Origin of the sequence: Natronosalvus rutilus (assembly GCF_024204665.1) — an archaeon.
Lineage (GTDB): Archaea > Halobacteriota > Halobacteria > Halobacteriales > Natrialbaceae > Natronosalvus > Natronosalvus rutilus.
Window position 1 is genome coordinate 1,236,075 of record NZ_CP100355.1, and the last position, 14,187, is coordinate 1,250,261.

A 14,187-nucleotide genomic window follows, 5' to 3' on the forward strand; every position below is an offset into this window, starting at 1 on the left:
AGGACCGATAATGTGCTCACCGAGAACGGGCACGTTCGATACGAGGCCGATGCGGGTCGATTCGTCTATGAGTTTGAATACGACATTCCCGATACGATCGCGGAACTGACGATCACGATTGGCAAACTCGAGTGGGGAGAGGCGTCGGTTCGCGAGACACGCGGCGTTTCACGCGAAGATGCCACCTCTTTCCGGTGGGATGGGAAGACGACACCTCGGCTGATTATCGAGACTCGGCCTGATGGGATGACACTACCCGACGGCGTTCCAGGGACGTACGCCGTCGGTGATGTGGCGTTCGAACCGCGCCTCCGACCGTCGCTGCCGTTTCGCTATAGCGGTGAGGCACCTCGGCAACGTCGGACGCTGTCCATCGAGGGAGAAGGGTTCGTGGGAGACGGGTTTGTCTACGCCGGACCAGCAGAAACGTACACACGGTCGGCGGCAGGGACGGAAATGACGATCGTCGTTCCGGAGGGCGTCGAGAGGTCCGTCCCGCACGAGGAACTGCTGGATGCATACGCGTTCGCCGAGAGCGCCATTGCGCCACGAATTCCACGTGACCGGATGGCTGTGTTTGTCGTCCCACGCTTGTGGGGTGGACCCGGCGGCTACGCGATTCGAAACGATGTCGTGATGCACGCCACCGTTGCTCGAATCACGGACATCGAGAGTGTGGCGACGCACGAGTACGTACACACGCTGTTCGGCGTGTTTGGCGGTGGCGATATGTACTGGTTGAAGGAAGCGATAGCTGAGTACTATGGCTATCTCGTGGCACTAAACGTGGGCGCGGGAACGTTTGATGCGTTTTTGGAGGCGGTTACTACCGACCGCTCTCGAGACGCTGTGTTAGCCGATGCAGAACTGGTGCAGCGAACGATGGCGGACTACGACAAGGGTGCACACGTATTGGCGGCACTCGATGCCGAGATACAGCGCGTCTCGGACGGGGCGGCGACGCTCAACGACGTGTTCACCACGGACGAATTCGATCTGAGCACGTTTGCAGGGTTCGAGGCCGCGGTTGTTGAAGCGAGTGGGTCGTCGTCGCTCTCGTCGTGGCTTGACCGATACGTTCGCTCCGAATCACTCCCGGAGATTCCACCCGACCCGCAGTACTTCGTCCTCGGCGACCGGAATCCAGACACCTTACAGACAGCACCGACGGCATCGGATTCGATTGGACCCTGGCAAACGGCTGTCGAGAACGACGCGTCGGTCGAAGGGACCGAGACGGCGTTCACGGTTCGGGTCCATCAGTGTTCCAGCGGGTCGGTAACGCAGGCGATCAACGACGAACGCGTATTCCTCTCGTTCGACTACGAAATTGAGGCTGAAGGGTGGTGGGAGCGGCCGTACGTGCAGGTGCTTGAGGACGGGGCGCCCGTTTGGACGGGAAGCGTTGGGAATCCAGATCTGTACGACGAGCAAGTCTTCGAAATCTCAGCAGGTGGGACCACGCGTGGACACGTCCAGAAGACCGTCTCGGGAACAGGGCCACTCGAGGTGCGTATCGGCATCGCACCGTCGGGAGCGTGTTCGGCAGGCGATCATGGAACGACGTGGTTCCGCGTGTCGAATTTCGAGATACAGTCGCAACCACCAGACGAAACCGACGATGATGCATCGGTTGACACCAAGGATGACGCATCAAACGATACCGAGGATGATCCATCAGCTGGCACGGAGGACGACGCATCGGTTGACACCGAGACTGATCTATCGGCCGATACCGAGGATGAGACACCGAACGGTAAGACAGACAGTGACGACATGCCCGGTTTCGGCATTGGTAGCGCGCTCGGTGTACTCGGGGGCGTGGGCTACTTCCTGAAGCATCGACTTACCGACAACGAGACCTCATCCAAATAAGAGACTCGCGCTGTGTATACCACATGTTGTTTGTATGAACTGCCGAGAATTTCCACAAAGCCGGCGATTCGTACGCATTTTCGATCAACCAAGACAGGAGTTCTGGTTGGGTAACCTTCGCCCCCGTTCGGAGCCGGATCTCCACCTGTAACTCCTCGAGGCGTGATTTTGCGGTCTAGTCAACCGTGACGGCTGTTGCCATACGAGCGGATTGGACCCGAACGCTGGTAATCCCTTCTACCAAGTTATTGCTGGTGTTGACTGGGACATGGTTGTCACCCTCGAGGTGACAGTCGACGCAGTGGCCACTCGATCGCCGTCTCTGTCGAGCCACGGGAGACAACCACCCAGCAGTCGGTACACGCCACGATCATCGGCGTCGGTGTCCGTCGTGAACGCACACCTCTATGCAGACTACGTCCTTCATGCCTGTACACTCGTTCCACTACAGAGAACGAAGCAAATCTACTTGGGTTGAGACGGGGTTATTACCGCTAATGGCTGAGCGTTCGGGCCGAGGGGGTCGACGGAGGGACCGCACAGTCCTGGCCGTCGCCCTGGTCTTCGTAGTCGGCGTCGCCATCCGGCTGGCGCCTCGACACTGGACACCGTTGCCGTTCAACCCGGATGGCTTCAAGTTCGCTTCCCAGGCCGGCCAGATCCTCACTGCTGGCGACATCCCGCTCCAGTCGAATCCACAGGGGTTTGTGTTCCCGGTTCTGCTGAGCCAACTCCAGCTCGTCACCGGCGTGCACGTGCTCTCGATCAGCCAGCCGACGATTGCCCTCGTGGGAACGGTCCCGTGCCTGTTCGCGTTCGCGTTCGCGCGTCGAATCGCACACAATCGTGGCTGGGACGCCCGGCGAACGCTCGCCGTTGCCACCGTCGCCGGCCTCGTTCTCGCCACGGAGGGGCTGTATCTCAGACGAACGGCCGCCGTCTCCTATGAGGTACTCGGCATATTGCTCGTCATCGTGAGTGCGGTGGCGTTTCACCGTCTCCTGCGGACCCAGCACCTGGGCTGGTTCATCGTGTTCGCGACCGCTCTTGTGGTGCTTCCCATTACCCATCACTTGAGTACGATGATGGCTGCACTCACACTCACTGCGCTCGTGGCTGTCCATCTCCGGCGCACCCCTGTTCGAGCGACGATTGTCCATGGTCTGACGATCGTCATCGGCTCCTGGGCGTACTTCGGGGTGTACTACACGCTCACGCAACCGCCGTTTTTCGGCGACGTCGCGACCAGACTCGGCTTGTTCCTCGTCTGTCTGCTCGTCTTTGCCGGGCTGGTGGTTCTCGTTCGAGGGACAACACCGTCGCTGCTCCGTCTCTCGGTTCTCACGTCGTTTGCCGGTGGATTCACGATCCTGGGGATCAACGCCGTCTCGAACGTGTTCCCTGGAACGGCCTCGACACACCCGCGGTTATTGTGGTATGTGGCTCCGCTCACGATCCTCATCGCGTTTGCAGTCTGGGGGTTCCCACTCGCAATCGACGACGCCGACGTTGGCCCCATCGTGTTGGCGCTGTTTCTCGGCCCGCTGATGTTCGTCGGCTTTTCGGTCATCGCCGAGTTGAACTCGGCGTATCAGTACTTCGCCGCGCGCGGGCAGACGTTCATCCATCTCTCTGCCGTCATCATGGCCGCAATCGCGGTCGTAGATCTGGGGTGGCGACCCCGTCCGCAAGCATCGTTCCTGCTGAAAACGGCGCTCCCTGCGGTGGTACTCGTCTGTGCACTCATCTCGGTTCCGCTCGCATTCGTCGGGCCACCAGTCCTGCCGTATGAGAGTACGACGACACCCGCGGAGTTCCAGGCGGTCACGTTTGCCGAGGCGCATATCGAGGGTAACTGGACGAGCGACGACCACCTGACGCGCATCGGCAAGAATTACTACGACGCGGAGGCGCCCCCTGGCCCGACATACGGGTGGTTAGACGGTGCGGAGCCTCCAACGTGTCCCGTCCTGGTGCGCGGGTCGTGGCCTGCAACCGGCGCCCAGGCGTTCCCAGCGGATCCAATCGCTGTCGATGGACACAACCTGAGTCGGTTCGCCAGCACCGAACAGACGCTGTACACGAGTGGGTCTAGCGACCAGCGACTCGTGGCCCCAAGAAACGCCAGCCGGCTATGCGGCGGTGTGTAAATTCCTGTACGCTTATTTACCCGTCATACAATAACTGGTCATGAACGAGCGTCTCGAAGATATCGAGTTCTTCGCCCGTTCGAGGAACCGAGTCGCGGTCCTCGAGGCACTGGTCGACAGACCCCATACACGTCGCTCCTTGCAGTTGGAGACCGGTGCATCCCGGGTGACGATCAGTCGAATCGTCGCTGATCTCCAAGAGCGAGGTTGGATCCGCTGGACAGACGGCGGCTACCGCACGACGCCGACCGGGCGGGCGGTGGCTTCGGCCCTCATCGAGCTGTGTGAGACACTCGACGTCGCCGCGCTTCTCGCGCCGCTCGCCCCGTCCCTGCCGCCGGAGTTCCTCACAATCGACGTCAAACATTTCCGCGACGCCGAGGTCGGCGTTCCGACCAAGACCGACCCACTCGCCGCCGCCAGGACCGCCGCGGAGTTGATGGACCAGTGCGATGAGGTCAGGATCCTCGCCCACGCCGTGACGAGCGATACCGTCGCCAGCCAGATCCGGGCCGCAGAGAAGCACGGGCAGCGCTCAGCAGTCGTCCTCAGCGAGGCGACGCTCGAATCGATGCGCGGCGACCCAACGATGCACACCCAGTTAGACCGGTTGCTCGACCTCGAGGAGGTTGCGATGTACCGGTACGACGGGACGATTCCGGTGTCGATGGGTATCTACGACGACGAGACCGTCGGAATCGGCACCATCGACCAATCTGCCTACCCCAACGCGTTTCTCGTTTCGACGGATGAAACGGTTCTCGAGTGGGCCCGGGAAACGTTCGACGAGATTCGACGGGGGTCTGAAGTGATTCGGAGCGCCGATCTCCGCCTATGAGGAGTGGGCGTTCGCTCGACGGGCGGCGTCTGCTGACTGGGTTTTCCGTCCGACGCCTGCCCCTCTAAAGAAAACAGCGAGAGTTCCACGGGTCACCCGACCCGTGGTCGTCTCGAGCGCCGGCCACTGCCAAACGACCGAACGTGATTGAACGCTCATATGTGGCTCGAATGTGGGTTGCCGTCAATTTCGCGGCGTTCACCGCACGTCTGCGTTATATTCTGGCTCTGTTCACGCCGTGAACATCGTTCATGTCATAAACAGGTAGTGATAAGTCGCTTCCCTCCTGAAGGCTAACAGTAGCCGATTAGGGGATCTACGGAGGGTAGGGCCTCGGTCGGTGGGTTTCCCATGAGCCGACGCACAGGACACACGAGAGAGGTATTGCTGACGGAATCACCGGTTTGGTATTCTGTCCGAGCCATCGACGCAGCTGACGGCCCGCTCCCGGTGGGATCATGAGCAGGCCGCACCCGAAGGCTCGTCGAATCACTGCGCTGGTGCTCGCAGTCATGACGGCATGTGCCGTGTTCGCGATCGGGGGTGGCGTTGTGGCCGCGTCGAGTCACGACGATTGCACATCGGTGTCCAGCGCGACAGTCATCAACCAGTCGGGCTGTTACGTCCTCGATTCGGATCTGACGGCGTCCGGCGATCCGATCGTCGAGATCAACGCGAGCGACGTCGTGTTCGACGGGCTGGCTCACGAGATTGGCGGCGGCGATCCGGCGATTCACGTCATGCCTGGCGTCTCGAACGTCACCGTCCGGAACGTCACCGTCTACTCGTCGTACGCCGGGATCTACGTTGAGTCCGCAAGCGACGTGACCGTCGAGGACGTGACGGCACGAAACAACGACGAAGGGCTCTTTCTCGAGGAAACCACCGACGTCCGAATCGAGAACGTGACCACTAGGAACAACGACGATGGCATCACGCTCCAGTACGCCTCGAACGTCGCGATTCGGGACGTCACCCACCAGTACGACACGAACTGGGGGCTCCACGCCGAGGACTCCGTGAACGTCACTGTCGAACGGCTCGCGTCGGAGCTATCGAACGGCGAGGGATTCGACGACGGCGCCATTTACTTTGATGAGACGAACGGCTCCATCGTCGACTCGACGCTCGGCGTCGGCGAGTACGGCCTTGGCGTCGAGTTGTACTACTCCCACGGGACGGTCATCGACAACGTGACCGTGAGCGCCTCGGAGGAGCACGCGCTCGATGTCGACGGGAGCGAGGACGTCGTCGTCCGCAACAGTACGTTCGCGACCGGGCCGGACGACGACGCGGTGTACGTCGACAACTCGCCCAACGCACGACTGACTGACGTATCCGTCGAGGGCGGGGAGTACGGCGTGGCGCTCTCTGGCTCGGCGAACGTCACGATGCGCAACGTCGCGATGGACAACTCGACGTGGGGCTTCTCCATGTCCGGGCACTATCGCCACGACATCGACCAGTCGAACACGGTCGACAGTCTGCCGGTGTACATCTACGAAGACGTCGACGGGATGACCTTCGACGGGAGCGTTCCCCGGGGGTACCTCGCCGTCGTTGACGGCTCCGACATCACGCTCTCGGGATTCGAACGCACCGACACCGGACAGGCGTTCGTCGCCGCGCACGTCCAGGGGCTCACCGTGGACTCGAGCCGCCTGACGCACAACGAGTATGGCCTGCACGTCGTCAACTCGACGAGCGTCTCGGTCACCGACACGAACGTCTCGGACTCACACTACGGGATGTACCTCGGTGACTCGCCCGGTGCAACGGTCGATTCACTCGTCGCCCTCGAAGAGACCTATTGGGCCGGCGCTCGCCAGGCGCTGCGCGTGTCCCAGTCGCCCGACCTCACCGTGACGAACGGCACGTTCGATCGGATGCAGGTGTGGCTGACCGACAGCGACCGCCTCCGCCTCGAAAACAGTTACGTCGAAGGGTCGAAAGTCGAGTTCTTCGGCTCCGAGGACGTCATCATCCGCGACAACGAGTTCGTCGGCGGAGGGACCGTCGTCGACGTCCGGGACCTCTCACGACGGGCGACCATCGAGAACAACACGATTGCCAACCCGCACAGCTACGGAATCTCGCTCATGGAGAACAGCAACGGCGCCGTGATCCGCAACAACGAGATCCAGGGCGTGACCCAGGGGACCTCCTATACGGGCGTGGGCATCCAGCTCGTTTACACCGAGGCACACATCACGAACAACACGATCAACGACGTCGAGCGTGCTGGCATCGGCCTCAGTGGGGGGACCGGAGCGGTTGTGGAGAACAATACCGTCACGAACAGCCCGACTGGAATCGAGACGAACATCAACCGGAACACCCGGGAGTTCGTCGTTCGACACAACACGATCGACGGGGTGACCGACGGCGTGGTGTTGACCCGGTATGCGAGTGACGCGGTGATCGACGGCAACGCCATCGGTAACGCCTCCAGGAACGGGATCGAGGCCACCGGGCCGTCGTATTTGAGCACGAAGTCGTCCAACGTCACGATCACCGCGAATCACGTCTCGCTCGTCGGCACCAACGGGGCATACCTGAACAACGTCGAGGAGTACACGGTCGCGGACAACACCTTCACGAACGGCACCGACGCACGAGCAATCCACGTCAGCGCAAGCGACACGGTCGCCGTCACGGGCAACGACGTCGACGGCTACGGCGAACTCACCGCACTGCGCGACCAGCCCCGCGGGGCGATCACCGTCGCCGACGCTACAAACGTCCTCGTCGAGGCGAATAGCCTCGAGTCGAGCGTCGTCGGCATCCAGATCCTCGAAGCTGGTGGGAGCGTAACGGTCTCGGACAACGCCGTTACGAACGCGACCCACGTCGGCATCGCCGTCGACGCACCGGAGACGACGATCAGCACCAACGATGTCCGCTGGACCGCCGGACCGGGGATCGCCGTCGGTAGCCGAACCCTCCCTGCCCAGGGCGAAGATGAGATCGTCGCCGACAACGCTACCGTCGCGAACAACCTCGTCGTCGAGAACGACCTCGGGATCGCCGTCTGGGACGACGACGCGACCGTCTCGGAGAACCACGTCGAGCGAAACGGCGCTGGAATTCGCGTCGGCTCGGCACTCGGGATCGATGGCATCACGCTCGTCGACAACGTCATCGCCGACAACCGGAACGAGACGGCCACCGAGGTCAGAGCGAGCAGGGGGATCGTCCTCGATCACCTCGTCGGTGGGACGGTCGCAAACAACACGGTGACGAACTCGCTCGCCGCAATTCAGTTCATCGCAACGACGGACGTCGTCGTCGAGGACAACCGCTTCAACGAATCAAACCAGGGACTGGCGTTCGTCCAGACGCTCTCACACGTCGACCAGACGGCGGACGGTGATCCACGCTACACCTGGACGCCGCCGTCGACGAACGTGACCGTCAGTCACAACACCCTGGCTGGGAACGGCGAGAGCGTCCACTTCGCGATCGGTCCCTCCACCGTTGTGGACGATGGGGCGTCGACGAACGTGACCGACCCGACGTTCCACGAGGGTGATGAGCATCTGATCTACAACAACGTCTTCAATGGAACCACTGCGTTCAACAAGACCTATGCCATCAACGAGTCGTTCTTGCCCGGCTACGAGCGCGACGTGTTCCCCAACGTCTGGAACGTTTCGGACACACCCGGACCGAACGTGATCGGCGGCCCCGCACTCGGCGGCAACTACTGGGCCTCACCCGACGGCAGTGGCTACAGCCAGACCTGTACCGACGCCGACGGCGATGGCTTCTGCGACGCGCCGTACGAACTTGAGGGATCGAACAACACCGACTGGCTGCCGCTTTCGAGCGATGGGAGCGACGATGGTGATGGTGGTGACGATACCGGTGACGCCACTGGCGACGTGACGGTCTCACCGACGTCCATTGATTTCGAAACCGTTCTGGTAGGATCTACGACGACGGCCACCGTCTCGGTGTCGAACGACGGAAACGCATCGCTGTCGTTCGGCGGTACACAGCTCGTCGGACCGTCCGCGGACGCATACGCCGTGACGGCGGGGAACGGGACGACGACGATCCCGGCGGACGGATCCCACGATGTTACCGTCGAGTTCGGACCCACCGAGGCCGGCCTGGCCGACGCGTCGCTGGTGGTGTCCACCGATGACCCCGACGAACCGACGGTGACTGTTGGACTCTCCGGCAACGGGACCCTCGTGGCTCCGAACCGGGCGCCGGTCGCGGTCGCCGACCACTACGTCGTGGCCGCGGATCAGAACCTGACGGTGAACGCACCAGGCGTGCTCGCGAACGACCTCGACCCCAACGGCGACTCGTTCAGCGCGACCCACTACGGTGATCCGAGCAACGGGACCGTGACGACGCTGACGGGATCGGGGACGTTCGAGTACGTGCCAGATCCCGGCTTCGTCGGCACGGACTCGTTCACCTACTGGATCCAGGACGACCACGGCGAGTCCTCCTCGTACGCCACAGTCACCATCGACGTCGTGGCGGATCCGAACCGGGCGCCGGTCGCCGTTTCCGACCATTACACCACGTTCGAAGGACAGAACCTGACGGTGAGCGCTCCGGGCCTGCTCGAGAACGATTACGACGTGGACGCCGATTCGATCGAGGCGACCCACTACGGTGATCCGAGCAACGGGACCGTGACGACGCTGACGGGATCGGGGACGTTCGAGTACGTACCAGACCCCGACTTCGTGGGGACGGACTCGTTCACCTACTGGATCCAGGACGACCACGGCGAGTCCTCCTCGTACGGTACGGTCACCATCGAGGTCGCACCCGATCCGAACCGGGCACCGGTCGTCGTTTCGGATCACTACACTACGGACAAGGGCCAGAACCTCACCGTGAGCGCTCCAGGCCTGCTCGAGAACGATTACGATCCCGATGGCGACTCAGTCCAGACGACGCACTACGGCAATCCCAGCAATGGGACGGTCACCACCCTCACGGGGTCGGGGACGTTCGAATATGTGCCAGACCCCGACTTCGTGGGGACCGACTCGTTCACCTACTGGATTCAGGACGACCACGGCGAGTCCTCCTCGTACGGTACGGTCACCGTCGAAGTGGTTGAACCGAATCGCCCACCGGTCGCTGTTTCCGACCACTACGCCACGCTGCAGGACCAGAACCTCACCGTGAGCGCGCCGGGCCTGCTCGGGAACGATTACGATCCCGATAACGACTCGGTCCAGACGACGCACTACGGTAACCCCAGCAATGGGACCGTGACGACGCTGACGGGGTCAGGGACGTTCGAGTACGTCCCAGACCCTGACTTCGTGGGGACCGACTCGTTCATCTACTGGACTCAGGACGACCACGGCGAGTCCTCCTCGTACGCTACGGTCACCGTCGACGTCGTCGATCCATCGGGGACGGCACCCGTTGCCACAGACGACCACTACACCACGTACGAGGGACAAAATCTCTCGGTGAGCGCCCCGGGCGTGCTTGCGAACGACCTCGACCCCAACGGCGACTCGTTCAGCGCGACCCACTACGGTGATCCGAGCAACGGGACCGTAACAACGCTGACGGGATCGGGGACGTTCGAGTACGTGCCAGATCCCGACTTCACTGGTACGGACTCGTTCACCTACTGGATCCAGGACGACCACGGCGAGTCCTCCTCGTACGGTACGGTCACCATCGAGGTCGCACCCGATCCGAACCGGGCGCCGGTCGCCGTTTCCGACCATTATACCACGTTCGAAGGACAGAACCTGACCGTGAGCGCTCCGGGCCTGCTCGAGAACGATTACGACGTGGACGCCGATTCGATCGAGGCGACCCACTACGGCAATCCCAGCAACGGGACGGTTACCACCCTCACGGGATCGGGGACGTTCGAGTACGTACCAGACCCCGACTTCGTGGGGACGGACTCGTTCACCTACTGGATCCAGGACGACCACGGCGAGTCCTCCTCGTACGGTACAGTCACTATCGAGGTCGCACCCGATCCGAACCGAGCGCCGGTCGCCGTTTCCGACCATTACACCGCGTTCGAAGGACAGAACCTGACGGTGAGCGCTCCGGGCCTGCTCGAGAACGATTACGATCCCGATAACGACTCGGTCCAGACGACGCACTACGGTAACCCCAGCAACGGGACCGTGACGACGCTGACGGGATCGGGGACGTTCGAGTACGTGCCAGACCCCGACTTCGTGGGGACGGACTCGTTCACCTACTGGATCCAGGACGACCACGGCGAGTCCTCTTCGTACGCCACGGTCACCATCGAGGTCGCACCCGATCCGAACCGGGCGCCGGTCGCCGTTCCCGACCACTACGCCACGCTACAGGGCCAGAACCTGACCGTGAGCGCGCCGGGCCTGCTCGGGAACGATTACGATCCCGATGGCGATTCGATCGAGGCGACGCACTACGGCAATCCCAGCAATGGGACCGTGACGACGCTGACGGGATCGGGGACGTTCGAGTACGTCCCGGATCCTGGGTTTGCGGGCACTGACAGCTTCACCTACTGGAATCAGGACGCCGACGGCGAGTCCTCTTCGTACACCACGGTTTCGATCATCGTCGTCGAGGTGGATCAGCCGGGACGTGTCGCAGTCGACCCGGGCGCCGTCGACTTCGCTGACACCGAGGTCGGATCGACCGCGTCCCAGACGGTCACGGTGACGAACATTGGAGGAACGCCGCTCACCGTGTCCGGTGTCGACCTGGCGGGCGCGGGGACGCCCTTCGACGTCGTCGCCGGTAACGCGACGACACAGCTCGCGACCGGTGAAACGCACACCGTCACGGTATCGTTCGAACCGACCACCGTCGGGGGAGCCAGCGACACGCTGCGGATTCACACCGACGACACGACGACACCGGTGCTCGAACTCGGGCTTTCGGGTACCGGCGTCACCTCGGATGACGGCGCCGAGGGATCCGATGGTGGGGATACTGGCGCCGGCGCGGGGAGTGGTTCCGACGACTCCAGCGCCGATTCCGACGACTCCAGCGCTGATTCCGACGATTCCAGCGCTGATTCCGGTGGGTCCGACTCCCCGACCGGCCGGACGGGTTCTGACGTCACTGTCATCCGCTCGGCCGACGGGACGACCGACGTCTCCGTCGAGAACGCACAGAACGGGACGGCTGTTGACATCGACACGTCCGGAACGGGGTCGGGCAACGTCACCCTCGACGGGCTCAACATCACGCCCCTGGTCGACGGCGACTTCACGCTGAACGTCAGCGTCAGCGAGGACGCCCCGCCGGGCGCGCCCGATACCACGCCGTCCGGCGAGTCGCCGATCAGCTACCTGAACGTCGACCACTCGATTCCCGACGAGGAGATCGGTGAGGTCACCTTCCGGCTGCGTGTTTCGAAGGACACACTCGCCGCACGCGGTCTCGCACCCTCGGACGTCGTGGTCTACCGCTACCACGACGGCCAGTGGCAGACCGCATCAATGCGCGTCGTCGACGAAACCGCCACGCACCACGTCTTCGAGGCGACGGTCCCTGGCCTCTCGGTGTTCGCGGTAAGCGGGCAAGCAGCAGTCGCGGACGATCCCACGCCGCCCGCGACAGACGAGCCGACCGGAACCGATTCACCGGGCGGTTCTGACTCGTCCGACGAGCCGACCGGAACCGATTCGCCGGACGGTTCCGACTCGTCCGACGAATCGGTGGACGGCGGGCTGATGGATGAGGAACCGACGTCGGATACGCCGTCTTCGAGCCCGGAGCACTCGGAGGCCAGCCCCGGGGTGCTCATCGCTGCCGTCGTCGCGCTCTCAGTCGGAATCGGCGCGCTGTGGCTATACCGTCGCTCTCATCGCGGCCGCCCGTGACACAGGTATGACCACACGGTGATCGAGGCCGCCGTCGACCTCAACAATCGCCACCCAGACCGACTACTCGTCCTCCTCGAACACCACGTCGACTTCGAGGGCGCCCGGATTACCGTCCTCGGCCTCGCGTTCACATCCCAGATCGACGACACCTGGAACTCCCGGGCGATTCCCCCTCCTCGAGGCCCTGCAGGCTGCGGACGCTGATGTCGTCGCCTACGACCCGGCGCCGAGAACATGGCAGACGAAACGGTGGACTCAGACGGGACGGAAGACTCGGACGGGATGGAGGATCCGAACGGGACGGAGAACCCGAACGGAGCGGACGATCCTTCGTTCGACAACGCGTCGTCCTATCGGGCTACGATCGCTGTCGGACTCGGTGCAGCGCTCCTCGTGGTGGCGCGGTTCTGGTTCAGGGCCCGCCGCTGATCGGACCAGTTGGGGCTTGAACGCGCCTGGAACGGAACCGACGCTCGGAGGCGACGGTTGTGGTCGAAAACTGTCGCCGATCACCCCTCCGCGTCTGCGTTTAATTCGAGCGTGTCCAGGACGTCCCGGCCGAGGGGCATCATCTCTGCGAGACAGGCCTCGGATTGGACTCGGACGATGACGCTGACGAGCATGTGCGTCTCGTTCGGCCCTACGGCACTGAACCGCCAGATGGCCTCCGCGGGCGCTTCTTTAAGCCCGACGGGGCGCTCCTCGCCTTCGAACTCGACCGGGTCGGTCTCGTCTTCGACCTCTGACCAGTCTTTCGTCGGCCAGTCATCCCACGGCGGCACGGCGCCGTCGGCACTTATGAGTTCCACCTGGATGGACACATAGTCGAGCGACTGTCCGAACTCGCTGATCAGGTCGGGGTCGCCGACCGCGAAGATTGCCTCGTCGTCTTCGACGAACGCGGTGGTCGCCTCCCACTCCGCGGGATATTTGGGAACCACCGGAAAGTCTTCCACCCCATACTCGGCGAGGTCGACCCGCTCAAGTGCCGACCAGTTGGGACACTCGGCGTCGTTCTGGCCGTCCTCATCGCCCTGATCGTCCCCGTCGTCGGTTTGGCTTCCGTCACCATCTTCGTCTCCCGTGGGCTCGCGATCGCTACTGCCTGTACAGCCCGCAAGGGCGACGAGAGCGCTCCCGCCCAGCAACGCGAGTATTCGACGCCGACGGAGTGTCGCTGGTCGAGTACGTGGGGTGGGCATTTTACACCTCCCGCGTCGATCGCGAGACGCTGGCTATTGGGCTGGTTGAGCCACTCAGGTATGTCGACATTGACACTAGATGAAAGTCAAACTGCTTGAATATTATGGTTTGGTGAAATTTAATCCGATTGCAAAAATGCGTTGATTCACGAGGAGAGCGCGTTCCAGCCGTAGCGAACCGCTAAAGACGTATGGGCTTTCGCCCCAAAATCCTGTGAGAATCGCTCTACCCCTTAACTGAATCTCGGTGCTAGATTCACGAAGACCGATGGCTTTGGGTG

At 62.6% G+C, this 14,187-nt stretch carries 7 protein-coding genes; 6 read left to right on the top strand and 1 reads right to left on the bottom strand.

The genetic code is table 11. The annotated features are described in order from the left end of the window. Positions 1–12 precede the first annotated feature (12 nt). From NGM29_RS06015 to NGM29_RS06040, 6 genes are all read left to right on the top strand, one after another. A complete protein-coding gene (locus NGM29_RS06015; protein WP_254159531.1) occupies positions 13–1,875 on the top strand; it encodes a M61 metallopeptidase family protein in 1,863 nt (620 codons plus the stop codon). A gap of 497 nt (positions 1,876–2,372) precedes the next feature. Then, on the top strand, positions 2,373–4,025 hold the full coding sequence (locus NGM29_RS06020; protein WP_254159532.1) for a sodium/phosphate symporter: 1,653 nt from the start codon (positions 2,373–2,375) through the stop codon (positions 4,023–4,025). A gap of 40 nt (positions 4,026–4,065) precedes the next feature. Beyond that, positions 4,066–4,863 carry a helix-turn-helix transcriptional regulator gene (locus tag NGM29_RS06025; RefSeq protein WP_254159533.1) on the top strand — a complete coding sequence of 266 codons (798 nt, stop codon included), beginning with the start codon at positions 4,066–4,068 and terminating at the stop codon, positions 4,861–4,863. Positions 4,864–5,321: 458 nt separating this feature from the next. Then, entirely contained in the window at positions 5,322–12,701 is a 7,380-nt protein-coding gene (locus tag NGM29_RS06030; protein ID WP_254159534.1) for an Ig-like domain-containing protein, read from the top strand. 18 nt (positions 12,702–12,719) lie between these two features. After that, on the top strand, positions 12,720–12,908 hold the full coding sequence (locus NGM29_RS06035) for a hypothetical protein (protein WP_254159535.1): 189 nt from the start codon (positions 12,720–12,722) through the stop codon (positions 12,906–12,908). Positions 12,909–12,938: 30 nt separating this feature from the next. After that, the gene (locus NGM29_RS06040; protein ID WP_254159536.1) at positions 12,939–13,133 is read left to right on the top strand and encodes a hypothetical protein; all 195 of its coding nucleotides are present in this window, start codon (positions 12,939–12,941) and stop codon (positions 13,131–13,133) included. Positions 13,134–13,213: 80 nt separating this feature from the next. Here the strand turns inward: NGM29_RS06040 and NGM29_RS06045 are convergent, their stop codons facing one another. After that, on the bottom strand, positions 13,214–13,906 hold the full coding sequence (locus NGM29_RS06045) for a hypothetical protein (protein ID WP_254159538.1): 693 nt from the start codon (positions 13,904–13,906) through the stop codon (positions 13,214–13,216). Positions 13,907–14,187 lie beyond the last annotated feature (281 nt).

Bases quoted from the DNA above. Each gene is read 5' to 3' on its own strand.
- NGM29_RS06020 (WP_254159532.1), top strand. From the start codon at position 2,373: ATGGCTGAGCGTTCGGGCCGAGGGGGTCGACGGAGGGACCGCACAGTC.
- NGM29_RS06025 (WP_254159533.1), top strand. From the start codon at position 4,066: ATGAACGAGCGTCTCGAAGATATCGAGTTCTTCGCCCGTTCGAGGAAC.
- NGM29_RS06030 (WP_254159534.1), top strand. From the start codon at position 5,322: ATGAGCAGGCCGCACCCGAAGGCTCGTCGAATCACTGCGCTGGTGCTC.
- NGM29_RS06040 (WP_254159536.1), top strand. From the start codon at position 12,939: ATGGCAGACGAAACGGTGGACTCAGACGGGACGGAAGACTCGGACGGG.
- NGM29_RS06045 (WP_254159538.1), bottom strand. From the start codon at position 13,906: ATGCCCACCCCACGTACTCGACCAGCGACACTCCGTCGGCGTCGAATA.